This is a genomic window from Desulfocurvus vexinensis DSM 17965 (assembly GCF_000519125.1).
GTDB lineage: Bacteria > Desulfobacterota > Desulfovibrionia > Desulfovibrionales > Desulfovibrionaceae > Desulfocurvus > Desulfocurvus vexinensis.
On the sequence record NZ_JAEX01000025.1, the window covers coordinates 1 to 25,953 of the forward strand.

Annotated in this window: 31 protein-coding genes; 15 read left to right on the forward strand and 16 right to left on the reverse strand. The window is 66.1% G+C overall.

What is annotated here, in order from left to right; all coding sequences use genetic code 11:
• On the reverse strand, positions 1-267 hold a 267-nt coding region (locus tag G495_RS22870), incomplete at its 3' end, for a helix-turn-helix domain-containing protein (RefSeq protein ID WP_156939550.1).
• An 82-nt stretch (positions 268-349) separates the two neighbouring features.
• Between G495_RS22870 and G495_RS21255 the strand changes: the two genes are divergently transcribed.
• The 8 genes from G495_RS21255 to G495_RS0112965 all read left to right on the forward strand — a co-directional run bounded on the left by G495_RS21255 (position 350) and on the right by G495_RS0112965 (position 7,403).
• Positions 350-1,273, forward strand: coding sequence for a restriction endonuclease subunit S (locus tag G495_RS21255; protein WP_169734389.1), 924 nt, complete (start codon positions 350-352; stop codon positions 1,271-1,273).
• Between the two features lie 20 nt (positions 1,274-1,293).
• On the forward strand, positions 1,294-1,866 hold the full coding sequence (locus tag G495_RS0112935) for an ATPase (protein ID WP_028588154.1): 573 nt from the start codon (positions 1,294-1,296) through the stop codon (positions 1,864-1,866).
• Entirely contained in the window at positions 1,863-2,048 is a 186-nt protein-coding gene (locus tag G495_RS0112940; RefSeq protein ID WP_028588155.1) for a hypothetical protein, read from the forward strand. The genes G495_RS0112935 and G495_RS0112940 overlap by 4 nt, the downstream gene beginning before the upstream one ends.
• A gap of 10 nt (positions 2,049-2,058) precedes the next feature.
• A complete protein-coding gene (locus tag G495_RS0112945) occupies positions 2,059-2,472 on the forward strand; it encodes a hypothetical protein (RefSeq protein ID WP_028588156.1) in 414 nt (137 codons plus the stop codon).
• Positions 2,473-2,825: 353 nt separating this feature from the next.
• Complete coding sequence (locus G495_RS0112950) at positions 2,826-3,293, forward strand: type III secretion system chaperone (protein WP_028588157.1); 468 nt, start codon at positions 2,826-2,828, stop codon at positions 3,291-3,293.
• A gap of 313 nt (positions 3,294-3,606) precedes the next feature.
• On the forward strand, positions 3,607-4,446 hold the full coding sequence (locus tag G495_RS0112955; protein ID WP_156939705.1) for a hypothetical protein: 840 nt from the start codon (positions 3,607-3,609) through the stop codon (positions 4,444-4,446).
• Between the two features lie 595 nt (positions 4,447-5,041).
• Entirely contained in the window at positions 5,042-6,220 is a 1,179-nt protein-coding gene (locus G495_RS0112960; protein ID WP_035252135.1) for an arabinose transporter, read from the forward strand.
• Positions 6,221-6,233: 13 nt separating this feature from the next.
• Positions 6,234-7,403, forward strand: coding sequence for an alpha/beta hydrolase (locus G495_RS0112965; protein WP_028588160.1), 1,170 nt, complete (start codon positions 6,234-6,236; stop codon positions 7,401-7,403).
• A 46-nt stretch (positions 7,404-7,449) separates the two neighbouring features.
• Here the strand turns inward: G495_RS0112965 and trhA are convergent, their stop codons facing one another.
• Complete coding sequence (trhA, locus tag G495_RS0112970) at positions 7,450-8,109, reverse strand: PAQR family membrane homeostasis protein TrhA (protein WP_035252138.1); 660 nt, start codon at positions 8,107-8,109, stop codon at positions 7,450-7,452.
• A gap of 133 nt (positions 8,110-8,242) precedes the next feature.
• A complete protein-coding gene (locus G495_RS0112975; RefSeq protein WP_028588162.1) occupies positions 8,243-8,677 on the reverse strand; it encodes an alanyl-tRNA editing protein in 435 nt (144 codons plus the stop codon).
• Positions 8,678-8,838: 161 nt separating this feature from the next.
• On the opposite strand from G495_RS0112975, the gene G495_RS19105 reads away from it, so the two are divergent.
• Positions 8,839-9,513: a class I SAM-dependent methyltransferase gene (locus G495_RS19105; RefSeq protein WP_051445373.1), complete on the forward strand. Its 675-nt coding sequence runs from the start codon at positions 8,839-8,841 to the stop codon at positions 9,511-9,513.
• Positions 9,514-9,779: 266 nt separating this feature from the next.
• Positions 9,780-9,938 carry a rubredoxin gene (locus G495_RS0112985; RefSeq protein WP_028588163.1) on the forward strand — a complete coding sequence of 53 codons (159 nt, stop codon included), beginning with the start codon at positions 9,780-9,782 and terminating at the stop codon, positions 9,936-9,938.
• 188 nt (positions 9,939-10,126) lie between these two features.
• Here G495_RS0112985 and G495_RS20555 read toward each other — a convergent pair whose 3' ends face one another.
• The 13 genes from G495_RS20555 to G495_RS21260 all read right to left on the reverse strand — a co-directional run bounded on the left by G495_RS20555 (position 10,127) and on the right by G495_RS21260 (position 21,250).
• Positions 10,127-11,224 carry a nickel/cobalt transporter gene (locus tag G495_RS20555; RefSeq protein ID WP_028588164.1) on the reverse strand — a complete coding sequence of 366 codons (1,098 nt, stop codon included), beginning with the start codon at positions 11,222-11,224 and terminating at the stop codon, positions 10,127-10,129.
• Position 11,225: 1 nt separating this feature from the next.
• Positions 11,226-11,843 (reverse strand): DUF1007 family protein, encoded by a 618-nt coding sequence (locus G495_RS20560; RefSeq protein ID WP_051445374.1) that lies wholly within the window; start codon positions 11,841-11,843, stop codon positions 11,226-11,228.
• Positions 11,844-12,020: 177 nt separating this feature from the next.
• A complete protein-coding gene (locus tag G495_RS0113000) occupies positions 12,021-12,656 on the reverse strand; it encodes a histidine phosphatase family protein (protein ID WP_028588165.1) in 636 nt (211 codons plus the stop codon).
• A complete protein-coding gene (locus G495_RS19120) occupies positions 12,653-13,873 on the reverse strand; it encodes a DVU_1551 family NTP transferase (RefSeq protein ID WP_051445375.1) in 1,221 nt (406 codons plus the stop codon). The genes G495_RS0113000 and G495_RS19120 overlap by 4 nt, the downstream gene beginning before the upstream one ends.
• Positions 13,870-14,928: an XdhC family aldehyde oxidoreductase maturation factor gene (locus G495_RS0113010; protein ID WP_028588166.1), complete on the reverse strand. Its 1,059-nt coding sequence runs from the start codon at positions 14,926-14,928 to the stop codon at positions 13,870-13,872. The genes G495_RS19120 and G495_RS0113010 overlap by 4 nt, the downstream gene beginning before the upstream one ends.
• Positions 14,925-16,223 (reverse strand): DVU_1553 family AMP-dependent CoA ligase, encoded by a 1,299-nt coding sequence (locus G495_RS0113015; RefSeq protein ID WP_028588167.1) that lies wholly within the window; start codon positions 16,221-16,223, stop codon positions 14,925-14,927. Before G495_RS0113015 ends, G495_RS0113010 begins: the two co-directional genes overlap by 4 nt.
• The gene (gene trsS, locus G495_RS0113020; protein ID WP_028588168.1) at positions 16,204-17,574 is read right to left on the reverse strand and encodes a radical SAM (seleno)protein TrsS; all 1,371 of its coding nucleotides are present in this window, start codon (positions 17,572-17,574) and stop codon (positions 16,204-16,206) included. The genes G495_RS0113015 and trsS overlap by 20 nt, the downstream gene beginning before the upstream one ends.
• Positions 17,571-18,035, reverse strand: a complete 465-nt coding sequence (locus G495_RS0113025; RefSeq protein WP_245588433.1) for a DVU_1555 family C-GCAxxG-C-C protein — start codon at positions 18,033-18,035, stop codon at positions 17,571-17,573. Before G495_RS0113025 ends, trsS begins: the two co-directional genes overlap by 4 nt.
• Entirely contained in the window at positions 18,032-18,760 is a 729-nt protein-coding gene (gene trsM, locus G495_RS19125) for a DVU_1556 family methyltransferase (protein ID WP_051445376.1), read from the reverse strand. Before trsM ends, G495_RS0113025 begins: the two co-directional genes overlap by 4 nt.
• On the reverse strand, positions 18,757-18,972 hold the full coding sequence (locus tag G495_RS0113035) for a DVU_1557 family redox protein (RefSeq protein WP_028588170.1): 216 nt from the start codon (positions 18,970-18,972) through the stop codon (positions 18,757-18,759). The genes trsM and G495_RS0113035 overlap by 4 nt, the downstream gene beginning before the upstream one ends.
• Positions 18,969-19,298, reverse strand: a complete 330-nt coding sequence (locus G495_RS0113040) for a hypothetical protein (RefSeq protein ID WP_028588171.1) — start codon at positions 19,296-19,298, stop codon at positions 18,969-18,971. Before G495_RS0113040 ends, G495_RS0113035 begins: the two co-directional genes overlap by 4 nt.
• A 694-nt stretch (positions 19,299-19,992) precedes the next feature.
• A complete protein-coding gene (locus tag G495_RS21810) occupies positions 19,993-20,370 on the reverse strand; it encodes a zinc-ribbon domain-containing protein (protein WP_156939706.1) in 378 nt (125 codons plus the stop codon).
• Entirely contained in the window at positions 20,348-21,250 is a 903-nt protein-coding gene (locus G495_RS21260; RefSeq protein WP_084458251.1) for a helix-turn-helix domain-containing protein, read from the reverse strand. The genes G495_RS21810 and G495_RS21260 overlap by 23 nt, the downstream gene beginning before the upstream one ends.
• A gap of 161 nt (positions 21,251-21,411) precedes the next feature.
• Between G495_RS21260 and G495_RS21815 the strand changes: the two genes are divergently transcribed.
• The 5 genes from G495_RS21815 to G495_RS0113065 all read left to right on the forward strand — a co-directional run.
• A complete protein-coding gene (locus G495_RS21815) occupies positions 21,412-21,738 on the forward strand; it encodes a helix-turn-helix transcriptional regulator (RefSeq protein WP_156939707.1) in 327 nt (108 codons plus the stop codon).
• 153 nt (positions 21,739-21,891) lie between these two features.
• Positions 21,892-22,395: a hypothetical protein gene (locus tag G495_RS19135; protein WP_051445377.1), complete on the forward strand. Its 504-nt coding sequence runs from the start codon at positions 21,892-21,894 to the stop codon at positions 22,393-22,395.
• Between the two features lie 2 nt (positions 22,396-22,397).
• Positions 22,398-23,036 carry a MerR family transcriptional regulator gene (locus G495_RS0113055; RefSeq protein WP_028588172.1) on the forward strand — a complete coding sequence of 213 codons (639 nt, stop codon included), beginning with the start codon at positions 22,398-22,400 and terminating at the stop codon, positions 23,034-23,036.
• An 8-nt stretch (positions 23,037-23,044) separates the two neighbouring features.
• Positions 23,045-25,003, forward strand: a complete 1,959-nt coding sequence (locus G495_RS21265) for a transposase domain-containing protein (protein ID WP_169734390.1) — start codon at positions 23,045-23,047, stop codon at positions 25,001-25,003.
• 24 nt (positions 25,004-25,027) lie between these two features.
• Positions 25,028-25,953 (forward strand): AAA family ATPase (locus G495_RS0113065; protein ID WP_028588174.1); only part of this gene is annotated, 926 nt, incomplete at its 3' end.

Here is a 25,953-nt window from a genome sequence, read left to right on the forward strand (position 1 = left end):
GTCCTTGGGTGAGCGCTTCTTGAGCCCCTCGGCACCGCCAGCAAGGAATTGATCCCGCCAGCGGGTCAGGGCGGCGGCGGTCACGCCAAGTTCACGGCTCAAAATCTCGATGTCCTCACCACGCAGTAGCCTGAGCACAGCCTCGGTCTTGTGCTTGGCCCAGAACCTCTTGGGCGGCTTGCGTGCCTCATCCCCGGTTCCGGTCGGCCTATGGCCTCCCTCCACCGGGGAGGAGGCTCCTCTGCCCCTCATTCCATCCTTCGTCATCGAACACCTCCTGGGGATCTCTTACTCCCAATTCGGTGTCCAAGAAAACCGTACACCGCCCCACAAGAAGCTATTGAATTCGATGATCAGCGGCGCATCGGGCCGAAAACGGATTCAACCAACCCAGCTTGAGGGGGTAAAAATCCCCATCCCGCCGCTGCCGATTCAGCAGAAGATTGTGACCCATTGGGAGGCGGCGCAAACCGAAGCCAACACTCTGCTAGTCCAAGCCGACCAATTGCCCGATGAATTGGAAAAGCAAGTATTGGGAGCGGTTAGACTTAAAAAGAAGAAGCGAATAGCCATGCCAAAGGTCATGGTTACCAATTGGGCGGAGCTGACCAAATGGAACCAACGAGCCACTTATCTATTGGGGCAGACGCCAGACCTGAGCAAGGGTATCTATCCCGTGGTAAGTGGGCGTGAGTGCATAGCAGAGGTAAAACATGGGTGTTCGGCCAGCCCAAGCAGCAAACTGACAACACTCAAGGTGCTAAAACTCAGCGCCGTCACAAGTGGGCACTTCCTGCCTTTGGAAGCAAAATTCATTTCTGACAAAAAGCAGTTTCGGGAGAACTTCGATCTTTGCAAGGGCGACATTCTCATGTGTCGGACCAACGGAACTCTTGCCTATGTTGGGCGTCCAGCCATCCTGGATAAGGATTATCCCGATCTTATATTCCCAGACAAGCTAATGCGCGTTCGATGCAAGGCCAACGTACTTCCGGAATACCTTGAATACATTTTGAGCAGTAGCATCGCTCGTCCCCAGATCGAAGCAAACGCCAGAACGGCCGTAGGAAATCATGCCATCGGCAATGAAGATGTGTTCAATGTGGAACTACCGCTCCCGCCACTTCCCGAGCAAGAAATGCTTATCAAGGTAGTTCAAGAGGCAAGAACCGAGAGCAGGCGTACCAGGGAAGAGGCAATGAGCCTGAAAAGGAATGCTGAAAAAGAAATCGAAAAAATGATTCTCGGTACCCGCCCTGTGGAGACGCATTAATATAAGATGGAGGTAGCCAGATGCCTACCTGCTGGATCATCGCCGGACCAAACGGCGCGGGCAAAACAACATTCGCGCTGGAATACCTGCCCCGGGTGGCGGGCTGCACCCGCTTCATCAATGCCGACCTGATCGCCGCCGGGCTCTCGCCGCTTGACTCGGAGCGGGAGCTCATGGCCGCCAGCCGCCTCTTTTTGCAGGGAATCAAGGACCGCAGCGCCGCCCGCGAGAACTTCGCCTACGAAACCACCCTGGCGGGGCGCGCCTCCCTGCGGCTGGTCGAGCAGCTGCGCGCCAGCGGCTGGCGCGTGAACCTGATCTACCTGGCACTGCCGAGCGTCGAAATGTCCAGACTGCGGGTGGCCGAGCGGGTCGCCCACGGCGGGCACAACATCCCGCTGGCGGATATCAGGCGGCGTTTCCCGCGCAGCCTGCGCCATCTGCTGCACGACTTCAGCCACCGTGTCGCACACTGCACCTGCTTCATGAATGGCGGATGCAGCCCGGTGCTGGTCTTCGAGCAGCGTGGCCATGAACGCGCGATCATGGATGACGAATCCTATCAGCTTCTGGTTGAGGAGGCGAAACAATGAGCACCAGAACAATGAACAGCCCATCGCCGGAAGGACAAGAACAATTGGATGCGCTGCGTCAGGCCGTCGGCAAGGTGTTGGATAAAAAACGGCGTCTGGGCCAGTATGCCGTGACCTGGCAGGACGGCAAGCCCGTCGTCCAGGGCGAGGATGCGCCGGGCGCGGACGACGACGCCCGTTGAAGGATGACGCATGCAGGCCTCCGACTGCGCGAACGCCGCCCGCCAGGGCTTGCGTGATGCACGCCGCCACCTGGAAACCAGCGAGGCGGTGAACTGGGTCGCCCAAGAGCTCGGCTCCGCGTTGCTGTGGGCCATGAGCGCGTGGCTGCTGGCCAACGGGCATGAGGCCGCGCCCGGCGGAAGCTGGGCTGGCACGCGCCTGGCCTTCGAGAACGAAGGGCCGCCCGGATTGCGCGCGCAGGTGCTGTCATGCCACGCCAAAGTCCGTTGCCTGGACGTGGACTTGCTGGGCGGCCTTGACGACACGCTCCCTGAGATGCCGCTGGACCAATGGAAGATGGAGGCATTCACCTGCCTTGAGCGGACGGAAGAAGCCGTCCATGCCCTGCTTGCGACCATTGCGGAGCCAGACGAAACAGGCTGACTGTCGCGGACAACGAGACGCCCGTACATGCACATGCCGCCTCGACGCAGGGGCCAAATGCCGCGCGACATGCCGCCGGATGGACGCACAGGCCTGCGCAGTGACCGCCCTCCTCCCCTCGCGCGGGAACAACAACTGCGCCACTGCGTTCCTGAGCGGCACCTCCACAGTTGCGCAGGCAACCATTCCGTGGCGGACAATTTGATGGCGAAGTCCGGGGAACGCACCCCGCGGCTGGACATTCCAGGATACTTGTCGGATAGTTGCACGCCTCATGCGCACGCTGGTGGCGCTGCATCGTGCCCCCCCTCCCTGGCCCAGCACGACACTCTCCAAGAGGAGCCAAAAAAGAAATGGACGCTGCAACCCTGGTGCAATCCATCGGTCAGGAATTCGGCCTGACCCTGAAACTGAACGAACACCATGTCGCAAGCCTGATCATCGACGAGAAGTTCGAGGTCGAGTTCGAGTTTGCGGAAACCATCAACGCACTGTTCGTCTCTTCCTCCCTGGGCAGGCTGCAGCCGGGCGACACGGAAGGCATCTGCAAGGCCCTGCTGCAAGCGAACCTGTACGGAAAGGACACGGGCGGAGCCGTCTTTTCCATCGACGAGCGCACCGACGAGGTCATTCTCTTCTTCAAGGTCGAACCGGACAAGACCGTCTACGAGGACTTTCGCGCCATGGTGGAGCGCTACCTCAACACGCGGTCGCAGTGGATCGCCACCTTCGACGGCCTTGTTGCCGCCAGTGCCGACAAGGCCAGGAAGCGTTCCAGCGTCAGCGAGACGTTCTGCATCGACAGCGCCATCAGGATCTAGCGCCCCGCGAGCCGTTGCCCGCGACGGATGCGCGGCCTTGCCGCCCGCCCCGGGTGCGGGAACTTCTTCGGGGTCGCCCGGCAACACCGTTGGCACCGCGCCCGTACCCCGGCGGGCCCGTGCGCGGGGGAGCACTCCCGGAAGGCGCACCCAGGACGAACGGGACGCAGCGCTGAATGCACCTGCAACATCTTTGAATCGTATACTATTCGCGGAGCCCCAGCCGCCACGCCCCCCAGGTGGCCAGAATGTTCCAGCGTTGCGGACGGGTTGGCAGAATATTTGCTGCTGCCCTGGAAAAAAGGAGGACATCATGCCGGCAGTAGGTGGTATTGGCGCGCAGCAGGCGCCGCAGGTTGCCCAGGTTGACCATCTTGATCAACCCGGAGGAGTGCAAGGCCCGGGGGAAGGACTTGGCGGCCATCAGGCCCGTGTGGGCAACGCCCCGGGGCGGGGCATCGGGCAGCTCCTGAGCGCCTTTGCCCACGGAATAGCCGACCTGGCGCGCAGCTTTTGCAATTTCATCGCCCGGATAGGCAGCATGATCACGGGCCGGGGCGCCGGACCCGCCCAGGAGGTCCAGCCCCAGGAAGAAGAGGCGGACCTCGGCCCCAGCCCGCAGGAGGTCATCGACGGCGCGCGCTCCTGGCGGGTGGACAACAACGAGTTAATAGAAGGCGGTACGTCCCCGGCCTCTTTCAGGGAAGGCTGCATCCAATGCATGTCCGATGACGCGGGCGTGCAGCAGTTCATAGCGGAGAACCTGGACAACGGCGACTACAGCAGCGCGAACTTCACCGGCGTCGAGAACCATCCGTCCGATCCCTCAAAGTTCATCGCCAAGTTCGGCGACAAGCAGCTGGTCTTCTCCGACCGGGGTTCGAACAACCATGAATTCCGTGGACCTCTGCTCAGGGAGCAGTTGACGGGCACCCAGTTCGCCAACCTCAGAGGGCTGATCGAGCAGAACCACCTTGGACCGCACGACTCCCTCAGCCTGTACATGCTCACAGCCCTGACGAACGTGCTTCGAGATCAGACACAGAACATGTCCGCCGAGCAGAAGCATGAGGTGCGGGATGCGGTCTCGCAGATGGAGTTCGCCCACGGCAGGACGGTGGGCCAGATCGCGAACCTGTCCTTCCTGGACTAGCGCGGGCACTGCACAAAAGCATGGCGGACTGTCTTGTTCTCAAATAAAATTCAAGCATTTAATGATAAACCCACGAGACGTCCGCCATGGCGAAACACAGCGCAGATTGCATCGGTTTTCCAGAGGATCGTCTACCCCTGAGAGAACCTCCCGGGGCGCTGTGAACTCTCCGGGTTGAACCTCAATTCATTGATAAGAAACGCAAAGTTGGCTCACCCGCTGGGCCTCCCTCGTTGGAAGGTTTCGAGCGCCCTGGTCGGTGTGTTCTGGATGGCGGATTCACCCCTGGCCGGGTTCGGCTGCGCGCGCGGTTCATGATTGCCGGACCCACGGCCTTGGTCCGGCTCCGCTCGTGATGCCCGGCCAAGAGCCTTCTGCGGCGGCTCCCTCGGGGGATGGGAGCGAAGCCTTCCGGGCCGGCCTGCCCCACACTTGACAAAATGCCTTGCGCGCAGCATCCTCCATCCGTGGGGGCGCCGTGCGCCCGCGCCGTAAGCGTTAACGGTATCCAACGCACCGACCTGTCCAGCCTTGGGCAGGGGGTGCGTTTTTTTACGCCCTCCCGGTCCAGGTGGACAAAACCCAGGGAGGACCAATGGATACCGAGGATGTCACCCTGCGGCGGCGCCTGCTCAGAATGGGCGTTGCCATCTTCTTTTCCTATCTTTCCGTCGCCGTGGCGCTGCCCGTCGTCTCCATGCACGTGGGCGGCACGCTCGGGTTGGCAAACTGGCTGGGCGGCCTTGCCGTGGGTGTCGCCTTCGTGTCCACCATTCTCTCCCGGGGGTATGCCGGATACTTTGCCGACGCGCGCAGCCCGAAAGGCTGCGCCATGTGGGGGCTGCTGCTGTACATGGCCGCTGCCGGGATCTGCCTGCTGTCCTCGGGCGACTGGCTGCCCGGTTCACTGTCCTACGCGCTGCTCCTGTGCGGGCGGCTGGTGCTCGGCGTGGGTGAAAGCATGGCCCTCGTGGGCATGACGAGTTGGCACATCTCTTTAATCGGCCCCCGACACTCGGGAAGGATTCTTTCCGCCGTCGGAATGGCGATGTATGGAGCGTTTGCCGTGGGAGGGCCGCTTGGGTTGGAGGTCTATGAACGCCACGGCTTTGGCACCCTGATGTGCCTGTCCCTCCTCCTGCCGCTCCTCGGGGGCTCTTTGCTCCTCGGCGTTCGGGATGCTGCCGCGCAGCGGAACGCGGCCACTGAAAAATCCTTCCTGTGGGTCGTTCGCGTGATCTGGCGGCAGGGCGCCGTGGTCTGCCTCCAGGGCGTCGGTTTCGCCGTGCTCGGGGCGTTCATCTCCCTGCATTTCAAAAGCAGGGGCTGGCCCCATGCGGGATGGGGACTGACCTGCTTCGGTTCCGGATTCGTGCTGTGCCGCCTTCTCTTCGGCGCTTTGCCGGACAAAATCGGCGGAGTGCGCCTGGCCTCCTGCTCCCTGGCCGTGGAATTGCTCGGTCAAAGCCTCCTGTGGCTGGGCACGGATGTCTCCACAGCCCTGGCCGGGGCCTTGCTGACCGGCCTTGGCTGCTCCATGGTCTTTCCGGCCATGGGTGTGGAGGTCGTCCGGCGCGTACCGCCCGAGTTGCGAGGCACCGCCTTCGGTGGATTTGCGGCCTTCCAGGATGTGGCCTATGCCTTTTCTGCGCCCGTTGCCGGGTGGCTAGCCGACGCCCACGGCTATCCCGTGGTCTTCCTGATGGGCGCGCTGGCCGCCGCACTGGGGTTGACCATCACGATCTGCATGCGCAATGAAGCAGCGCGATACTGAGGAAAGACGTACCATGAACATGAAGATGTACTTGCCTGCGCCCGCCCTGCTTCTCGCCCTGCTGCTGGGCGCGTGTACCCAGGCTCCGTCGGGGCCGTTGTACAGGCCTTCGGGCACCCTTCCCCGCTGCGACCAGCCCAGCTTCAGCGAGTATACCGCTGAAACGCGGAACTGGATCGAGGCCAACCGGCACTTCCTGACGGAGGACCGGGCGGCGGAGATCGCGGCAAACACGCCCTTCGAGTTGCGTCCGGCCTCTGCGGGTGCCCCCCGACGCGGCATTCTGCTGGTACATGGCCTGGGCGATTCGCCAGGATGTTTCGCGGACGTGGCCCAGGCCCTGGCGCGCCAGGGGTTCCTCGTCCGGGCCATGCTGCTGCCGGGGCACGGCTCGCGGCCGGCGGATTTGATGCTCCCAGACATCGACGATTGGCGGGCGGCGGTGGGGCATCAGGTCCGCCTGCTGGAGGCCGAGGTGGACGAGGTCTGGCTTGGGGGCTTCTCCACCGGGGCAAATTTGGTGACGGCCCACGCCATCCGTTCGGGCTCCGTTTCCGGCCTGGTGCTCTTTTCGCCCGGATTCGTGCCCCGGAGCAAGAGGCTGCCCCTTGCTCCGGTGGCCAGCATCTTCATGGACTGGCTGGACATCGACGAGCCGACCGGGAACTACATGCGCTACGAATCGCTGACGGCCAACGCCGCAGCGCTTTATTACAAGAGCACCGTGGAGGTTCGCAGGCTGTTGCGGGAGCGCGGCTTCCCCGGGCCCGCGCTCATCGTGATGAGCGATGCGGACAGCGTCATTGATCCCGCTGGCGTGCTGTCCCTGTTCGAGGCACATTTCACCAATCCGGAAAGCCGGTTCATCTGGTACGGAACCCCACTGCGGACTGCGCCCCCCCGCGTCGTTGTCAGGCCGGGGCGCATTGCCGCCGAGCGCATCAGCAGCTTCTCCCATATGTGCGTCCTGTTTGCTCCCGACAATCCTTACTACGGCCGGGCAGGTCGCCTGCTGATGCTGGAAAACGGCCAGAGCACGGCGTCCGTTGACTTGAAACGGGAAAATGTCTGGTTTTCCGCCTATGGGCATGTCGAACCAGACAAATACCACGCGCGTTTGACCTGGAATCCGTACTTCTCCGAACTCATGGCGGCCATCGGAGCCCTGACCAACGCTCCGTGACGATGCCCGGTTCCGGTTCCCCGGGAGGATGCGGCGCCTCGTGCCCTCAGCCCATCGTCGTCACATAGCGGTACATGACCCAGAAGTGCGAGAAGGTGCCGAGCATGACCAGGATGTGGAATATCTCGTGGAAGCCGAAGCGCGCAGGCCAGGGGTCGGGGCGCTTGAGGGCGTAGATCACCCCGCCCGCCGTGTAGAACAGGCCCCCGGCCAGCAGCCAGGCCAGGGCGCCGGGCTGCATGGCGCGCACCAGCGGATACACGCCCACCACCACCAGCCAGCCCATGAGCACGTAGGTGCCGGTGGACAGCCAGCGCGGAGCCTGCATCCAGAACAGCTTGAGCACCAGCCCGGCCACCGCCAGCCCCCAGACCACGCCGAACAGGCTCCAGCCCCACGGCCCGCGCAGCGGGATGAGGCAGATGGGCGTGTATGTGCCTGCGATGAGGAAAAAGATCATGATGTGATCCCACTTGCGCAGGCGCGCGGTGCGCTTTGCGTCGTAGGGGATCAGGTGGTAGCAGGTGCTGGCCACGTACAGGCCGATGGCCGTGGCCCCGAACACGGAAAAGGCCACCAGGTGCCAGGGCTTGGCCGGGGACGCCGCCTCCGCCACCAGCAGCACCAGCCCGACCACGGCCAGCACGGCTCCGGCCAGGTGCGTCAGCCCGCTCACAGGGTCGCGCAGTTTGGAAAAAAGCGCCATCGTCTCCACCCTCCTTCCGGGCGCGGCGTCCCGGGGTGTGCCACGGCACCGGACCCGGCCCCAGGTCGAAGGCATTCTAGCCCAGGGCTGGCGCGCGGTCCATTGCGGGCGCAAGGAATTGCGGGCGTGCGCCCTACCCCAGCCGGAAGCGCACGCGCAGCACCCCGTCCTCGAAGCTGTGGGAAACGATCCGGAAGGTGCCGATCTGCGCCGTGTTGGCCACATGCTCGCCGATGCACGGGCAGGCGTCGTAGTCGCCCACGCGCACGATGCGCAGGGTCTGCCCGGCGTCCGGGGGCAGCCGGGCGAGGTCGAAGAGCCGCGCGGCCTCTTCGCGGGGCATCAGCTCCTCGGTCACGGGCAGGTGCTGCGCCAGCACGGCGTTCACGGCGTCCTCCACGGCCCGGGCCTGCTCCGGGGCCAGCGGGCCGGGCACGCGGTAGTCGCACTTGGACTTGCCGGGGTTGATATGCGTGCTGAAGGCGCGTCCGCAGCCCACCAGGCGGACCATGGTCTGGTTGAGCACGTGCTCGGCGGTGTGCATGGCGCGGTTCTTGTCCTGGCTCATGGCGGGGCCCTCCGGGCCGCAGGATAGGCCAGGGCCCGGCCCGGGTAAAGCCCCGGCGGGACGGCCCGCCCAGGCCGTTGACACCGCACCGCCCGCGCATCTACCCTGCCCCGGTCGGCGCCCGGCGCCGCGCCCCAGCGCACCCTGCCCAAGGAGACCCCATGACCGCCCGCACCGCCCGCCCTGCCCGCCCCGCCAACGCCGAACCCGCCGCCACCCGCACCGTGCTGCACGTGGGCTGCGGCGTGCAGAAGCCGGGCCGCCTGCACGCCCTGTTCCGCGCCCCGGGCTGGCAGGAGCTGCGCCTGGACCTCAACCCCGACGCCCGCCCGGACTTCGTGGCCTCGTTGACGGACATGGGCGTGGTGGACAGCGCCAGCATGGACGCGGTCTACTCCTCGCACAACCTGGAGCACCTCTTCCCCCACGAGGTGCCCGTGGCCCTGGCCGAATTCCGCCGCGTGCTCAAGGACGACGGCCTGGCGCTGGTCACCCTGCCCGACGTGCAGACGGTGGCCGAGGTCATCGCCGCCGGGCAGGCCACCAAGGTGCTCTACACCTCGCCCCTGGGCCCGGTGACGGCCCTGGACATCCTCTACGGCCACCACCGCTCCCTGGCGGGCGGCAACCTGTTCATGCTGCACAAATGCGGCTTCACCGACGCCCTGCTGCACCGCGCGCTGACGGTGGCGGGCTTCGGCTCGGTGCGCGTGCGCCGCGACCGCGCGACCTACAGCCTGTGGGCCCTGGCCCACGTGCTGCCCGGCCAGACCCAGGAGATCCCCGGCTTCGCCACCCCCGGCGCCGCCCCGGCCCCGGGCGGCCCCTTCGGGTAGATGGGCACGGAAGCCCCCTTCGGGGAGACTGGCGCGGAGGTCCCGCAGGTAGCGGCGCGGGCGGTTCTTTCGGGTAGACAACGCGGGCGGCCCGGAGGCTGAACGCTTCCGCCACTTCCGCACCATGGCCACGGCAGCCCGCGCGCCGCTGCGCAACGCCCGAATGCGCTCCGGGAGTTCCCTTTTCCTTCCGCCTGGGCTAGACTGGCCTCGAATACCCCGACCCCGACCCCCCGCAACCCGAACAAGGGAGAAACATCATGGCCATGGAACGTTGGGAATGCCCCTGCGGCTACATCTACGACCCCGCCGAAGGCGACCTGGAAACCGGCATCCAGCCCGGCACCCCCTGGGAAAAACTGCCCGACGACTGGGTCTGCCCCAAGTGCGGCGCGGAAAAGGAATTCTTCGAGAAAATCGACTGACCCGCCCGGCCCCGCCCGGATGCAATGAAAACAGGCGCCCCGCAGTCCAAGGACTGCGGGGCGCCTGCTCGTTCGCATGCGTGAAACCGGCCTTTCCCCGGTTCCGGCGCCCAGGGAAGCTGGCTCCAGGCGGCAAAGCGAAGCACCATTGCGGTTCCGCGCCCTTGCGCCTTCGGACCTCCCCGCACCTACCCCAGGCTTCCGGCCAGCAGCGTGGCGCCCAGGGTCAGGGCGGCCAGGGCGCCGAGGATGGAGAGGGCGCGGTCCAGGATGGCGGCGCGGCGGGGGCGCGTGGCGGCCAGGGCCGTGACGCGCTGGCGGCACAGGGCGGCCAGGGCGGCCGCCGTGGCGATGGTCGCGCCCATGCCCAGGGCCATGGCGGCCACGGCGCCCAGGCCGATGCCCGGCGCGCCCAGGGCCAGGGCGAAGAGCAGCACGATGGCCGCGCCCGGACAGGGCACAAGGCCCGTGGCCAGCCCCGTGGCCCACAGGCCCCGGTGCGCCGCGCCCCGGGCACCCTGCTCCGCCCCCTGGCCGCGCACGGCGCGGGCCAGCAGCCACACGGCGATGGCGCAGACCAGGGCGTAGCTGGCGCGCTCCAGCCAGAGGCCCTGGGCCGTGAAGCGGGCCATGAGCGAACGCTCCAGGATCAGATACAACCCGAGGACGAGGGCCACGGCGCTGGCCGCATGGGCCGTGCCCATGACGGCCCCCAGCAGCGCCGCGCGCCCCGGGCCCTCGCCCCGCGCCAGCACGTAGGACACGGCCACGGCCTTGCCGTGCCCGGGCCCGGCGGCGTGCAGGGCCCCGTAGGCAAAAGCCAGGGCCAGGAAGACCGCGAGCCCCGAGGCCGAGCCGCCGTCGCGCAGCGCGCGCACGCGCTCCGACAGGCCCTGGCGCAGCTCGCGCTGGGTCCGGGCCAGGGCCGCCAGCAGCCCGCTCCCCGGGCCCGCCTCGCCCGGAGCATCGAAAACGCGCGCCGGAGCCGGGGCCGCACCGGGCCGGGTGGCGCCGGTAAAAGGATTCACGGCCCGGGGGCGCGGCGCGTCCGGGACAACCTCGGGGGCGACCTCCGGGGCAGCGCCCGGGCCGACATCAGAAACAACTTCGGAGACCGCGTCCGGGGCAGCCTCCGGGGCCGATTCCGGGGCGATATTCAGGGCGCTGCCGGGCTCCTGGGCCCCGGCAAACGGGCTCGCGGCCTGAGTCCGGGCCTGGGCCCCGGGCACGAGCAGCCCCGGCGCCAGGGCCAGGGCCCACAGCATGACGCAAACAACCAGCCGCATCCTAGCGCCGCCTGAAGCTGAGGTGGATTTCCGGCAGCCAGGCCTGGAAGGGCGAATAGGTCCGCTCGGGGTTCAGACTCACGGAGGTTTGCACCTCGAAGGCCTCCGCGTTCTCCAGCTCCGGGGCCTTGTCCTCGGGGGAATACACGTCGGCGTAGTATTCCGGGTCGTGCACCGAGAGCAGCACCCGGCGCTCCCCGGCCCCGGCGGGCACCGGGCACGGCACGAAGAACTCGTAGAGCAGCCGCCCGGCGCTGATGCGCGCGGAAAAGTCGCGCACCTCCGTGGTCCGGCGCGCCACGCCGTCGATCTCCACGAAGGTGAACCAGTCGGAATTGCTCAGGTAGTCGAAGACCTCGGCCTTGAGCACGGCCAGCTCGCCGGGGCTGAAGTCCCCGTCGCCGTCGCGGTCGTAGTCCTCGATGACGGTGGCGCCGAACATGTCGTCGAACAGCCACGACAGGCGGAACCCGGCCAGCCCCTGGTCGTCGAAGACGAAGGTCGCCATATTGTCCATGAAAACATGGGGATGGGCCGCAGCCTGGGGGGCCGGGGCCAGCAGCGCGGCCAGCACGGCCAGGGCGGGCAGCAGCGTCCGCAGGGCTCGGGGTCCGGTCATCGGGGGGGCACACCTCGGGTCGGCAACAACGGCGCGGGCTGGCGCCCGGCCACGGAGATTCACGCGCGCCCCGCCGCTCCCAGCGATTGCGCCTGCGGGGCGGGGCTCCGGCCCTGCCTACCATCCCCGCCCCCGCAGGCCAAGGAAAAACCGCCCCTGCGCGGGCCGCGCGGCGCTTCACGCCCGGGGCCCCCCTGCGCGGTCTGCGGCCCGCAAAAGCGGGGGAAGCTGCTGCGCAGGCAGGTTGAACCCGCGCACGACAAGCCCCTGGGGCCCCGGGGCCAGCAGCGTGCAGCGGGCGTGGGCCGGGTCCAGGCGGAAGAGGTTGCCCAGGGGCATGCCCAGGGCGTGGCAGAGCACGGCGCGGACAACCCCCGCGTGGGTCACGGCCACCACGGGCAGCGGGCCCCGGGCCAGGGCGTCCAGGGCCACCAGCGCCCGGGCCTGGACCTGGGCGAAGCTCTCGCCCCCCGGGGGCCGGAACTGCGCGAAATCGCGGCCCCGGGCGGCATAGGCCGCCGGGTCGGCGGCGCGCACGGCCTCGCGGGGCTGGCCCTCCCAAGCGCCCAGGTCTATTTCCGCCAGCCCGGGCAGCGTGTCCACGGGCAGGCCCAGGGCCTCGGCCAGGGGCCGGGCCGTGTCGCGCGCGCGGGCCAGGGGGCTGGCGGCCACGGCGCGCAACTCCGCTCCGGCCAGGGCCTGGGCCAGCTCCTGCGCCTGGGCCCGCCCGGTGGCGGACAGGGGCAGGTCCGTGCGGCCGATGAAGCGGCCCTGGCCGCCCTGGGCCTCGGCGTGGCGCACGAGCACGATCATGGCCGCCCCCCGCGCACGATATCCAGCAATTCCGGGGCGCCAGGGCCCAGCAGTTCGCGCACCCGGGCCGCCACGGCCAGGGCCCGCGCCTTGCGGGCCTCGATCTTGCGGCGCACCTCGGGCTCGTGGCCCCACTGGGCGATTTTTTCGTCGTAGCGCCGGGCCACGGACACGGGCTCCTGCCCGCGCACGAGCTTGTCGGCCAGGAAAACCAGCTCGCGCTCCCGGATCGCGGCCCCGGGCGCCAGCTCCAGGTCGCGGTGGGCCGCCACCAGGGGCGCCAGGGCCGCGAAGCCCCAGGCCGCCAGCAGCCGCCCGCCCTCGGCCTCGTGGCGCTTCTGGCCCTTGGCCAGGTCGTGCAGCAGACCCCCGGCCTCGGCCAGGGCCGGGTCCAGCGGCTCCGGGCGCTCCGGGGTGCCCAGGCGCGCGTTGAGGGCCCGGGCCAGGGTGGCGGCAGCCCGGCCCACGGCGCGGCAATGGGCCCGGGTGGCCTCGGGGGTGCCCGCCAGGGCCCAGAGCATGTCCACTTCCCCGGGCAGGGGCACGTGGCGCCGCGCGGCCAGGGCCACGGCCTGCTGGTAGTCCCCGGGTTCGTCCAGGTCCATGAGCACGGCGGCGTCGGGCACGGGGACCTCGGCCACGGCCACCCCCGGCGCCTCCAGCACCGCGCGCAGGCCCCCGCCACCGTCGTGGCCCAGGATGGCCGGGATGAACCGGGCGCGGATCACGGGCGGATGCCCGCGCCGGCCCGCGAAGTACGGCACGGCCCAGTCCGCGTCGCCCGCCGCCAGGGCGGCGGCCACGGCGTGGCAGGTGGCCGGGCGGACCAGGGGCGTGTCCGCAGGCAGCACGAAAAAGGCGTCCACCTCCGGGCCCAGGGCGCCCACGCCCGTGACCACGGACCCGAACATGCCCTCGGCGTAGCGCGGGTTGTGCACCGGGCGGGCCCCGGCGCGCCGGGCCAGGGCGGCCACGGCGTCGGCCTCGCGGCCCGTGACCACCACCACGTCCACCGCCCCGGCCTCGCGCAGGCAGGCCACGGCGCATTCCAGCACCGTGGAGCCCCCCAGGGCCAGGGCGGGCTTGAGGGCCCCCATGCGCGAGGACAGCCCGGCGGCGGGCACCACGGCCCCCAGGCGCAGGGGCGCCCGGGCGCCCTGCGCATCCGGCAGGTTCGGCGGACGCGGGGCAGGCGGGGCGTCCGGCGCGGGCGTCACTTGCCGCCCTCCGCCGCCACGCGGCACTGCACCAGCTCGGCCACGATGCTCACGGCGATCTCCTCGGGCGTGCGCGCGCCGATGGACAGGCCGATGGGGCAATGGCAGCGGGCAATGGCCGCCTCGGGCACCCCCTCGTCGCGCAGGGCTGCGTACACGGCCTCGCGCTTGCGCAGGCTGCCGATCATGCCCACGTAGCGCGCGGGGGTGCGCAGGGCTGCGGCCAGCACGGTCTTGTCGTGCAGGTGGCCCCTGGTGACGATGACCAGCGAGTCGGCCTCGCCCACTTCCAGGCCGTCCAGGGCCCGGTCCATGGACGGCGGCACGAGCACGGCGTCGGCGTCGGGAAAGCGCTGGCGGTTGGCGAACTCGGGCCGGTCGTCCAGCACCACGGTGCGGAAGCCCGCGATGCGCGCCACCTGGGCCGTGGGCCGCGACACGTGCCCGGCGCCGAAGAGAAACACGGCGGGCTGCGGCACCAGGGGCAGCACCGCCAGGAAGCCCCCCGGGCCGGACAGCAGCCCGGGGCGGCCCGTCTCCAGGGCCGTGTCGCGCGCTTCGGCCAGGGCGGCGGGGTCGTGCCCCGGCCAGGGCGGCGGCTGCTGCCCGGGGGCCAGGGCAACCCGGGCCGTGGCGCGCAAGGGGCCCCCGGCGGGGCCCTCCAGGGCCGTGAGCAGCACCGCGCGGCGCCCCTGGCGCAGGGCGTCGTCCAGGGCGGCGAAGACTCCGGCGTCGCCCGGGTCCAGGCGTTCCAGCAGCACGGTCACCTGCCCGCCGCAGACCATGTCGGCCCGGGCGGCCAGCTCATTGTCCAGCTCATGGCGTTGCAGGACCGCCGCCCCGTCGCCCTGGGCGAACAGCTCCCCTGCGGCGCGCATGGCCCGGGCCTCCAGCAGGCCGCCGCCCACGGTGCCCTCGATGCTCGCGTCGGGCCGCACGGCCATGGCAGCCCCGGCCCCACGCGGGGTGGACCCGCCGCTGGCGACGATGGTCGCCAGCACCAGTTCCTGGCCCGCCTCCAAAGCCATGCGCACGGCGCGCAGGCAGTCGTTCATGATGTCTCCTCGCTGTGTTCCCCGGGCAAGGTCCGCTTGGCAAAGCCCGGGGCGATGCGTCCGTCGCGCGAAAGCTCGCGCACCGTCGCCCGCCGGTGGTCCAGGCCCGGCAGGCCATCCAGGGCGCGGGCCACGGCCTGCGCGCGCGGGCCGGTGCCGGGCAGCAGATACAGGTCCAGTTCCAGGGTGCCGGGGCCCTGGCGCAAGGCATAGTCCATGACGCCGGGAAGGGCCAGCACGGCGGCGTCCAGGGCGCGGCGGGACAGGCCGCCGGGCCGCTCGCCCCCCAGCCGCCCGGGCACGGCGTCCAGCCGCCGCAGGGGGCTGGCGCAGGGGCAGCCCCCGGGCAGGATGCGCCCGGCGTCGCCGCTGCGGTAGCGGATGAGCGGCATGGCCTGGCGGCCCAGGGTGGTCACGACGATCTCGCCCCACTGGCCGTCGGCCACGGGCGCACCCGTGGCCGGGTCGGCGATTTCCACCAGCAGGTCGGCTTCGCGCAGGTGCATGCCCGGGCCCTGGCCGCAGCCCACGGCCCCACCCAGCCCGGTTTCGGTCATGCCCCAGTGGTGGTGAACGGCGCAGCCCAGGGCGGCCTCCACGCGCCAGGCCAGCCCGGGGGGCACGGCGTCCCAGCACAGCAGCGCCCGGCGCACCCGCCCGCGCTCCAGCCCCCGCGCCGCCGCCAGCAGGGCCAGGGCGTGGACATGCACCGGAGCGCCCACCAGCACCCGGGCGCCGGAGGCTTCGAGCAGGGCCAGGGCGGCGGGCACGTCCCACGGCTCGGGGCAGCACAGGCAGCGCCCGCCCAGGGCCTGCACGCCCCGGGTCAGCAGCCGCCCCACTCCGCCCTCGCGCTCGCCGGGCAAGAGGGCCAGCACCGTGTCGCCCGGTGCGGCCAGCAGCTCCATGCCGTGGCGGAAGAAGTCCACGGTGCGCTCCAGGTCGCCCGTGGTGAAGAACAGCCGCTTGGGCGCGCCCGTGGAGCCCGAGGAGGCCAGGGTCACCACCCGGGCCACCGCGTCCTGGGACACGCACAGCAGCCGCTCGGGCGCCGCGCGCAGGGCGCGGGCGTCCAGGCGCGGCAGGCGGGCCAGGTCCGCCGGGGCGCGCAGGGCGGCGGGGTCGATGCCGCCCAGGGTGTCACAGTAGTGGGGGCTTTCGCGCCGGGCCAGGGCCACGGTCTCGCGCAGGCGGGCCAGCTGCCAGGCCGCAAGCTCCTGCGGGCCGGGGGGCGGGCCCTGGGCCGGACGGTCCAGGCGCCGGTTCAGCCAGTGGTCAAGGGACGTGCCGGGCACTGGTGCTCCTGTACAGCGGCGTGCCGTCCATGGCCGTGAGGTTGTAGGCGCAAAAGGGCACCAGCCGTCCGTCGGGCGCGGCCACATGGATGCAGCAGCCGCGCAGGCGTTCCAAGTCCAGGGTCCAGGCGTCCTGGAAGGCCATGGCCGACACGGCGAAGATATGCGTGCGCGCCCGGGCCAGGAAGCGGTCCAGGTCATCGGCGGGCCCGGCCATGGGCAGGGCCGCGCCCCGGGGCGTGGCCCACTGGCGGGCCACGTAGGCCTTGGCCTTGTCCGCGCCCTCGGCGGCGGGGCGCGGCGCGCAGCAGTTGCCGCCCCCGCGCGACAGGCGCGTCAGGTGCGCCGGGCCGCCGTCTTCGTCCACAAGATAGCTGGCGTTGAAGGAGCACAGGGCGTGCTCGCAGCCCGGGGGCGAGAAGTCGGCGGCGCGCACCAGCCCGCCGCTCTGGGCTTCCAGGGCGGCCATGACCTCGGGCAGGGTGATGCGCGCTGCGTCGGCGGGCGGGCCGGGGTGGCGCCCGAAGTAGCTCACGGGCTGGAAATGCACCCCGCGCACCCCCGGGGCGCGCTCCACGCCCAGGCGCAGGATGGCGCCCAGCTCGGCGGCGTTGACCCCCGGCACCACCGTGGGCACCAGCACCACGCCCACCCCGGCCCGCGCCAGGGCCTCGATGGCCGCGAGCTTGTCCTCCAGCAGGGGCTGCCCGCGCAGGGCTTCGTAGGGCCCCTGGGTCACGCCGTCGAACTGCAAAAAGGCCGAGTCCAGCCCGGCGGCGGCCAGGGCCTGGGCGTAGCCCTCCTCGCGGGCGATGCGCAGGCCGTTGGTGTTGAGCTGCACGAAGGGAAAGCCCGCGGCCTTGGCCAGGGCCACCAGGGCGGGCAGGTCGTCGCGCACCGTGGGCTCGCCGCCCGAGAGCTGGATGTTGCACGGCCCGGACTGGCGCATGACGCCTTCCAGCAGCCGGGCCACGGCCCCGGGGCTCGGGTCCGGGCGCGGGGCCTCGCCCGCGCTGGCAAAGCACAGCGGGCAGGCCAGATTGCAGCGCCAGGTGACTTCCACCAGGGCCGTGCAGGTGTGCTGGCCGTGGTCCGGGCACAGGCCGCAGTCGTAGGGGCAGCCCCGGGCCCGGGGCGTGGCGGGCGCAGCGGGCTGCGAGGGCGTCTTGGGCCGCAGCCAGCCCGCGAAATCCGGCGCCCCTCGCCAGATGGGCGTAGAAAACTCGCCGTGGCGCGGGCAGGCCTTCACCAGCCGGGTCTGGCCGCCCACGGTCTCGCGCCGGGCCGGAACGACCTCCAGGCAGACGGGGCAGACGCTGGCCGTGGGCTGCGCGGCGCCGGGGGCGCTCATGCCGGGCGGCCCTGGATGGGGTCGATGCCGTTTTCGGCCAAAAGGTCCATGGTCCGCTCGAAAGTTTCGGCCACGATGGCCCCGCATACGGCGCGGTCGGGCGCCGTGCAGTCGCCGCCGGTGATGGCCCCGCAGCTCACGCCGCCGTGGCGCGCGCCCACGGTCTCGCGGAACCAGTCGTTCAGCTCGGCCAGCATCAGCGGCAGGCGGTCGTGGGGCTCCTCCCCGGCCCGGCCCCGGCCCGCGTGCAGCCCGAGCACCAGGGCCGCCCCGGTCAGGGCGCCGCAGGGCCCGGCGCAGTCGCCCGCGCCCAGGCACAGGCCCTGGGCCGCGCGCACCAGGTCGGAGTTGTCGCGGCCCAGGTCCTCCAGGGCCAGGAGCACGAAAATCTGGGCGCAGCAGAAGCCCGCGCCCGCCAGCCGCGCCATGCGCAGGGAGGTGTCGCCCATCGTGTCGGTCATGCCGGTCCTCCGGGTTTGCGGGCCAGGAGCAGAAAATAGCCGCGCCGCGCCGCGCAGCCCGGGGCCGCGCCGCCGAAGGCCAGCCGCGCCGCCAGCTCCCGGGCCAGGGCGCCGTGGTCCTCCACGGCGAAGGGGTCGAGCCCGGCGGCGCGCACCAGGGCCGCGATTTCGGCCACGGTCCTGGCTCCGGCAGCGCAGGACGGGGCCGCGTGCGCTTCGGCTTCCGGGCCTGCCCCGGCCCCCCCGGCCCGGGGCGCGCCCGGGGGCAGGCAGAGGTCCGCCAGGGCCAGCACCCCGCCCGGGGCCAGCACGCGCGCGAACTCGCCCAGGGCCGCCGCCGGGTCGGGCACCAGGGACAGCACGCATTCGCACAGCACCAGCCGCTGGCTGCCCGTGCGCACGGGCAGGGCCCCGGCTGCGGCGCGCATGAGCGGCAGCCCGGGCTGCACCGGGGCGCCGAGCTGCCCGGGGTCGGGGTCCAGCCCCACGGCCCGGGCGCCGTGGCGGCTGCGCAGCCGGGCCACGCTGGCCCCGCTGCCTGCGCCCACGTCCAGCACGGGCCAGCCCGGCAAGAGCCCGGCCAGGGCCACGGCGCGTTCGGTCAGGGCGAAGCCCCCGGGGCGCAGGGTCGGCCCGGCCACGGCGCGCAGGGCCGGGTCGCGCCACGAGGGCCCGGCGCAGCAGGCCGCCGGGGAGCCGTTGCGGGGCGCGGCCCCGGCGCTCATTTGTCCTCCAGCAGCTTTTCCACCTCGAGCATCTTGCCCAGGGCCAGGGCCTCGGGCACCAGGGTCAGGCCGCAGGCCGCGCAGCGCGGCAACTCCACCTCGAAGCGGCTGCCCATGTATTCCAGCACCGCCGGGGCCATGGCCAGGGCTTGCCCGCAGGCCGCGCAACGCCAGCCGGAGTAGTCGCCGTCCAGGACTTTCAGGGTGCTCATGGTTGGCCTCCCATGATCTGCATGCGGTGGCTCCAGGCCTTGTGGACCACGAAGCCCCCGGCGCCGTCGGGCTCGTATTCCACCCAGTACGTCACCGGGCCGGGTTGCAGGCTGGCCAGGTGGCGGCCCGTGGCGGCGTTGACCAGGGCCCGGCCCGTGTCCCGGGCGTGCAGTACGACCTTTTGCAGGTCCGTGACCAGAATGCGCCGGTCTTCCATGGCCCGGGCGGCCTCGGGGGCGATGCTCAGGGCCACGGCCTCGTGGGCCGGGCGCGGGCCGGACGCCTCGGCCCACAGCCCGCGCAGCAGGGCCTCGCGCAGGCGCACGCTGCTAACAGACAGTGAGTTTGTGACAACCTTAAAGTGAAATATAGTGGGACACTGAGACACATACCGAAATGAAAATGGCTTGTGTCGTGCGGGCTTCGGGGTTTTAGGGTGGGCGAAAAGGGGGTTCGACATTGAGTCTGCGACTACTATAAACCTCGGCGGGGAAGCGGTGGTTTCGAGACTTGGCTTGCCCTGAAACAACGGCTTGAGCAAAGAACGATTAACAACCGCTTAAAGCCTGATTAACAAGGGGTTCATGGTCGGAGAGAGGGAACCGGAAAAGGGGTTTTGGGCAGGTCACGGGCCAAAGCTTGCCGACCAGAAGTATAAAGCGAGAAGTATAAACCTGCTCCCTCTGATCTTGGGCAAGAGGTGTCTCCGGCAGGCTGTTCGAAAAAGCAAAAGGCCGTGACCCGACCCCTACGTCCTGAACGCTTCCGGGGATGAACCGGACGGTGTGTGTCACGGCACTGTTGTTCACATTTATTGATCTTGGGCACGAGGTGCCTCCGGCAGGCTGTTTGAAAAAGCAAAAGGCTGTGGCCCGACCCCTAACGTCCTGGACGTTTCCGGGTATGAACCGGACGGCGGTGTACCACAGCCAATTCAAACAATAATAAACGATGCGTGGATGTCAATATTTATGGAAGTGCAAAGTAATTAGAATGAAAAACAGGTTCAGTTTATATTGCTAGTGATGAAAACAGATCAAGTATCCCAAGATGAACGACACAACAGTGACTGCAGAAATTATTGATTCCATAGTTTCCGGCAGTGTGAAATTTGAGATAATAAATATTCCAATAATTCCACAGAGCAAAGATATAGCGCATATTCTTTGCAATCGCTCATCTCTTTCCCTTCTCGCCTTATCACAAAAATATTGAAGGACTGGAAATCCGCAGGCAATGCAGCTGTAAGCGGAAGGACTAACCTCATGTCCACATTCAGGACATGGTATAAGGCTGTCATTTTCTACGGGCTGTGGTGCGGTGATATAGATATCGCCACCAGCTTGTTGAATATTGTGGCCTTCCGCATGCTGATCAATATTTCTTTCCATACTCATCTTCCAAGTATTCCACATAGCTTTTTAGCTGTGAAACATTGAGATCACGCCTTGATGTAACTCCAAACAGAAAATGTAATCTTCCTCGATAAATTGCTTCCGACCACCCAAGGCATTCATGCAGTTCAGCTGTCTGTTTCAAAAGATATGGGCGTGTATGTCCTTTTTTCTTTGCCGTCCTCTGTTTGCGTCCGGCAATTGTTTCGTCAAGCTTCTCCTTTAAGTAATTGATAATCTCCTGCGCTCTTGGCTCGTTCCACAATTTGTACGTGGTATATTTTTGATTTTTTGGTATTCCGAAATCTTTTTTGAAAGCGTTGTACATCACTGGATATGCAGATTTGCCAAATCTTTTTTCTCGCCGATCACCAAGCTCATTAAATAATCCTGTTATAGTTTCAACTAGAATAGGATTACTACCAATGCTGCCAGTCGGTGGCGTCACCTTATTTTCAAGTTTCTGCGTTTTAATATTCTGTACTATGTCACCAGCAGCTTGAATATTGTTGTTCCCATTGGCAGTTTGTTGGACAACACGACCTTTTGTCTCGCTAGCCGCATTAGCTGAAGATTTTGTTGTTTTAATGGATTGTTGAGTTGCACTATTATTTTCTTCATCCCTGAGAAGGACCGCGATTGCAGACAACTTTTTCGCGGTAGATGGGTCCATTTTCTTATTCCCATAGCCAAGCAGCAGCCAATTTGGATTAACTCCTGCCGCTTTGCAAATATCTGCTAACACCTCTGCGTTTGGCAGCCTTTCTCCTGTCTCATAGTTGTAAAGGGCTGATTTGCTAACCGCTATAAGGTCTGCAAATTCAGCTATGGGAAGGCCTAAGTCATCCCGTAATTCTTTTATTCTTTGAGCGAGCTCAATCATTATTCCTCACGAATGGAAACAAATCCACAAACGTATTGACTTTCATTTCCACGTTTGAGAATCTATCCCCGTTAGAACAAGGGGATATGGTTAAATGTGTCGCAACATCAACCCTATCCACCTCTTTTGGCCCAGTCAACGGCCCAGTTCGGGCGCATAGGGTGCTCGAACTGGGCCACGAGGGCAGAACTCGAAAAAGAGTGGACGCCATGACCCAGGATTTCAGCAAAGAACAAGTCCTCACTATCCTCCGCGAAAAGCTCCCTCCGATCTTCAGCAGGAAGCATGTTGAGGAATTAACCGGGGGCGTCATCACTGCTGTTTCTCTCGCTGGGCTGGACAAAGACGGAAACGGGCCGAAGGCGTTCAAAATCGGAGGCCGTGTCGGTTACGAAAGGGATTCCTTTCTTGAGTGGCTTGAGCAGAGGGTAAAACCTCGTGGAGAGCAGAAACAGCCCGGATGGCTGATATGTCCGAAAGGGAAATGAAATCAGAATTTGGCGGTGGAAACCTAATCTCCAGCAACGCCACGAGCCCAGCCTTTGCTTTTGCAGTTTCTTGCGGCTGGTTTTGTGCGTTTCAGGCTTCCACCGCCATTCCCTTTTTCTGGACAGCACAGACCTGCAAGGGGGTGTGACGGCATGAACAACTACCAGCATTCCCTCTTTTCCTTCACCGAACAGGGCGAAGGAAGCCAGAAGGCCACCGCCACGGCACAGATGCGCATTGGCGGCCTTGCTTCCACGCTGAAGGCCTGCATGCAGCAGACGCTGACCACCGCCGCCCCCTATCTTTCCCGCGCCCAACTGGTGGACCGGATGAACGAAATCGCCAAGCAAAACGGCGTGAAGATCACCACAGGGCGCACCCGGCTTCTTACGACCAACATTCTGGACAAGTGGCTTGCTCCCAACGACACGGACGACATTCCGCCGCTCATGGCCGTGGAAGTTTTCATGTTGGCTGTTGGCAGCTTGGAACCCCTTGAATTCCTTGCCGAATTCCACGGGTGCAAACTGCTCGGTCCCGACGAAATCCTGCTTTTCGAATACGGCAAGGCCAAGTTCGAGAGCAAGGAACGCGCCCGCAAGCTCCGCAGATTGGAGAACGATCTTGCGGAAAACCGCACCACGCGGAGGAGATAGCCATGAGCAAGCGCCTGAAAATTTTATCCATGCAGGAGTGTTTCCCGTATCCGCGCTTCACCACGAGCGGCCTGAAGGAAATGCTGGACATGACGGCCAAGGCCCTCGAAAAGCGGGCCGCCCGTGAAGGCTGGAAGCGTATCAGCGTCCAGGAATTCGAAGGAAACGGCGAAATCGTCCAGTACGAAATGTGGGACGCAATGACCATGCCCGTGAAAACCCGCGTAGCCATTGCGCAGGGGCACTACCAGATCGAGGAAGATGATTCCTCCCTCATTTGCGAGGTGGAGGACGAAGTTTCCCGCCTGATGGCCCTGTTTCCGGGAGCCAATGAGAAGGTGCTTACGGCGGCGCTTTTCCGTGCCCGCCAGTTCGAATGCATCTGCGACGCCATTCTTTCCCTCAGAATCCCGGTTGACATGGCTTTCGAAGCCATAGGCACGGTATCCGGGACTCCGCAGTCAGTCTTTGAAGAGATCAGCCGCCGCCTTGACGGTGACAGGGAGTTTTCCTTCCTCACTTCAAACGACGACACACGCCTGCTCATGCTCATTCAATGCTACTCCGAACGCTCCGGGGAGTTTCTTCCCGAACTCGGCAACCCTCAGACCTATTCCGCCGAAGAAGGCGCCCTTCAGTAGGCATGCGCATGAATCTGGCAGAACTCCCGAATAGCGCCTTCAGCACGGCGCAGATTGCAAAGATGCTGGGCGTTTCCGTCCCGGCAGTGCATGCCCGTGCCAAGCGCAACAAGTGGGAGTTGGCCCCGGAAAAGAAGCAGGGCGGCGGCTTTCTCTGGCATTTCACCAGCATGGATGAGGAAACAAAGGGGAAGGTCTCCAATTTCCTTATCCGTGAGGACCGCAAGAAGAACGGCCCCGCCCTGGCTTTCGAAGCGATTCCGGCACAGGAGCTGGAAGAACTGTGGGACGAGTTCAACAAAAAATCCAGCAAGATCAAAGAAAAAGCTTTTCTCAGACAAGGCATCTTACAGGACGTCCTGAAGCTGCACGAGTCTGGAACCACGCTTGCCCAAGCTTTTGTGGCTGTCGGCCAGATGTATGGCGTTGCAGTAGGCACCCTGCGCAACTGGTATTTCGGCACTGTTTCCAAGAGAGGGGTGCGCGGCATTGATCCCAAGGATTGGGCACCAATCCTTGCCAACCAGTACAAGGGCCGTGTGACCCGTGCGCATTGCGATCCTATAGCCTGGGAGTTTCTGAAAAAAGACTACCTGCGCACTGAAGCGCCTTCATTTCTTTCCTGTTTTCGCCGCCTGGAAGACGCCGCCGAAGTGCATGGCTGGGCGATTCCTTCAGACCGCACTCTTTCCCGCCGCCTGTTCGAAGAACTTCTGCCTGCCGTTATCCAATACATGCGTACGGGCAAAATTGTTAATGATTACCCTGATCAGGTGCGCAGAAGAGATACCTTTGCGGCTGGTGAAGCGGTTTCAGGCGACGCGCTCAGCTTCGACAAAATTTACGTTTACGACGCCAAGACCGGCGAAGTTTACAATATGCGCGTGTGGTTCTTTGAAGACGTGCGCTCGGGCAAGATTCTCGCATGGGCAGGGGACAAGTCCGAGAACAGCGACATGTTCCGGCTGGCTACATACAACCTCGTCGGCGAAACAGTGCCTCGGTACATGTACATCGACAACACCCGCGCCGCCGCCAACAAGATTCTGACCGGCCAGATGCCGGGCCGCCACCGCTTCACCAACAAGGCCACGGACCCCGTTGGCCTGTTGAAGCATTTTGGCATTGAAGTCTGCTTCACCAACCCGGACCACGAAATTTCCAGCCCCGGCAGCAAGCCCATTGAACGCGCTTTCGGTATCGGCGGCTTGCATAGCATGATGCGCGATCTGCCGGTTCTGGCCGGACGCGGCTATTCCAAGAATCCCATTCCCGACACTGAATTCTTGGAGCTGCTGCCGCAGGTTGTTGCCGCATACAACGCCCGTGAAGGACGTACCGGCGGCATCTGCAACGGCAGAAGCTTCGACCAGGTCTACACCGAAGGGCTGCAACAGACCACCATTCGTAAGGCTTCGCCCCAACTGAGAAACATGCTCCTGCTCAGCCAGGAGTCGGTCAAGGTCAACAGACAGGGCGTTGTGAGCATCAAAGCCGGACGCGGTGAATCCAAGCACCGTTACTACGCTGAAGAACTGGCGCACATGGCTGGCGAACATGTTGCCGTGCTCTTCAACCCCGAAAGCCTGTCGGATGACGTTGAAATTTACACCCTGGACGGCAGGCACGTCTGCACCGCTCGCTGGTTGAAGACTGTGGCCTTCAATGACCGCAAGGCCGGGCGCGAACACGCCAAGCACAAGGCCCGTAGAGCCAAGCATATCAAACAGGCCGCAAATGAAGCAGCTCTCATCAGCGATCTTGAATTCCAGCAGCTTGGCGTGAACAAGCCTGTTTCTGAAAATCCCGTTCCCGCCAAGACACTCACCATGCTTTCCGAAAAAGAAGTGTCTGAAAAGATTGAGCAAACAGTATCCCCCGAACGGCAGCGCCAACTCAGGGAGATTCTTCAGAAAAATATCATGGCTGAGGATAACGACGTGTTTCCTTTTGCCGCACATGGTTAACCAGTAGCCCGGAGGAGCACCACAATGGAAGCTACAAATGACCGCGTACAGCTTGACCAGGACAGCTTGAAAGAGGCTGTGCGCAAGGAAATGAACCGGCTGGGGCTGAGTCAGACCAGACTTGCCAAGGAATCGGGAATCAACCAGACGCGCCTGTCTTTGTGGTTTTCCGGCAAGTATTCCGGCGATATCGAGGCTGTTGCCACGGCCATTTCCCGCTGGCTGAACGCGGTTCAGGAACGGGATCAGGAAGCCAACCGCATGAGCGCGGCCCCGGACTGGCGGCCTACACCCACGGCGAACGGCATCATCGGAGCGCTCAGGTATGCGCACCGCGCCGGGGATATCGCCCTTGTGTACGGCGGGGCTGGCGTGGGCAAGACCTGCACCGCCCGTCACTATCAGGAAAACCATCCCAACGTGTGGGTCGCCACCATGAGTCCGGCCATGAACAGCGTGGCCGCCTGCCTTGAGCGCGTTGCGCTCGCCATTGGCCTGCCCGAAGCCCAGCCCAGCGCCGTGAAGACGGAAAACGCCATTGTTGCCCGTCTTGAGAACACCGGCGGCCTGCTGATCGTGGACGAGGCCCAACACCTGCCTGTTTGCGGCCTGGAGGCTATCAGGAGCGTTCACGACGCCACCGGCCTTGGCTTGGCCCTCATGGGCAATGAAAGCATCTACAGCCGCATTACCGGCGGCGGACGGCAGGCCCACTTCGCGCAACTGTTCAGCCGCGTCGGCTACCGCGTGAGGCTGGGCAATCCCTCCGCCGGAGACGTGGAAGCACTGCTTGCCGCCTGGAACATCTTTGAAGGCAAGAGCCAGAGCCTGTGCATGGAAATCGCCAAGCAGGCGGTGGGGCGGTGTACGGTTTTCTTGGACACCGAATTGGGAGTAAGAGATCCCCAGGAGGTGTTCGATGACGAAGGATGGAATGAGGGGCAGAGGAG

Coding starts and splice junctions, on each gene's coding strand:
- G495_RS21255 (WP_169734389.1), top strand. CDS start 350: ATGATCAGCGGCGCATCGGGCCGAAAACGGATTCAACCAACCCAGCTT.
- G495_RS0112935 (WP_028588154.1), top strand. CDS start 1,294: ATGCCTACCTGCTGGATCATCGCCGGACCAAACGGCGCGGGCAAAACA.
- G495_RS0112940 (WP_028588155.1), top strand. CDS start 1,863: ATGAGCACCAGAACAATGAACAGCCCATCGCCGGAAGGACAAGAACAA.
- G495_RS0112945 (WP_028588156.1), top strand. CDS start 2,059: ATGCAGGCCTCCGACTGCGCGAACGCCGCCCGCCAGGGCTTGCGTGAT.
- G495_RS0112950 (WP_028588157.1), top strand. CDS start 2,826: ATGGACGCTGCAACCCTGGTGCAATCCATCGGTCAGGAATTCGGCCTG.
- G495_RS0112955 (WP_156939705.1), top strand. CDS start 3,607: ATGCCGGCAGTAGGTGGTATTGGCGCGCAGCAGGCGCCGCAGGTTGCC.
- G495_RS0112960 (WP_035252135.1), top strand. CDS start 5,042: ATGGATACCGAGGATGTCACCCTGCGGCGGCGCCTGCTCAGAATGGGC.
- G495_RS0112965 (WP_028588160.1), top strand. CDS start 6,234: ATGAACATGAAGATGTACTTGCCTGCGCCCGCCCTGCTTCTCGCCCTG.
- trhA (WP_035252138.1), bottom strand. CDS start 8,109: ATGGCGCTTTTTTCCAAACTGCGCGACCCTGTGAGCGGGCTGACGCAC.
- G495_RS0112975 (WP_028588162.1), bottom strand. CDS start 8,677: ATGAGCCAGGACAAGAACCGCGCCATGCACACCGCCGAGCACGTGCTC.
- G495_RS19105 (WP_051445373.1), top strand. CDS start 8,839: ATGACCGCCCGCACCGCCCGCCCTGCCCGCCCCGCCAACGCCGAACCC.
- G495_RS0112985 (WP_028588163.1), top strand. CDS start 9,780: ATGGAACGTTGGGAATGCCCCTGCGGCTACATCTACGACCCCGCCGAA.
- G495_RS20555 (WP_028588164.1), bottom strand. CDS start 11,224: ATGCGGCTGGTTGTTTGCGTCATGCTGTGGGCCCTGGCCCTGGCGCCG.
- G495_RS20560 (WP_051445374.1), bottom strand. CDS start 11,843: ATGACCGGACCCCGAGCCCTGCGGACGCTGCTGCCCGCCCTGGCCGTG.
- G495_RS0113000 (WP_028588165.1), bottom strand. CDS start 12,656: ATGATCGTGCTCGTGCGCCACGCCGAGGCCCAGGGCGGCCAGGGCCGC.
- G495_RS0113010 (WP_028588166.1), bottom strand. CDS start 14,928: ATGAACGACTGCCTGCGCGCCGTGCGCATGGCTTTGGAGGCGGGCCAG.
- trsS (WP_028588168.1), bottom strand. CDS start 17,574: ATGAGCGCCCCCGGCGCCGCGCAGCCCACGGCCAGCGTCTGCCCCGTC.
- G495_RS0113025 (WP_245588433.1), bottom strand. CDS start 18,035: ATGACCGACACGATGGGCGACACCTCCCTGCGCATGGCGCGGCTGGCG.
- trsM (WP_051445376.1), bottom strand. CDS start 18,760: ATGAGCGCCGGGGCCGCGCCCCGCAACGGCTCCCCGGCGGCCTGCTGC.
- G495_RS0113035 (WP_028588170.1), bottom strand. CDS start 18,972: ATGAGCACCCTGAAAGTCCTGGACGGCGACTACTCCGGCTGGCGTTGC.
- G495_RS21810 (WP_156939706.1), bottom strand. CDS start 20,370: ATGAGTATGGAAAGAAATATTGATCAGCATGCGGAAGGCCACAATATT.
- G495_RS21260 (WP_084458251.1), bottom strand. CDS start 21,250: ATGATTGAGCTCGCTCAAAGAATAAAAGAATTACGGGATGACTTAGGC.
- G495_RS19135 (WP_051445377.1), top strand. CDS start 21,892: ATGAACAACTACCAGCATTCCCTCTTTTCCTTCACCGAACAGGGCGAA.
- G495_RS0113055 (WP_028588172.1), top strand. CDS start 22,398: ATGAGCAAGCGCCTGAAAATTTTATCCATGCAGGAGTGTTTCCCGTAT.
- G495_RS21265 (WP_169734390.1), top strand. CDS start 23,045: ATGAATCTGGCAGAACTCCCGAATAGCGCCTTCAGCACGGCGCAGATT.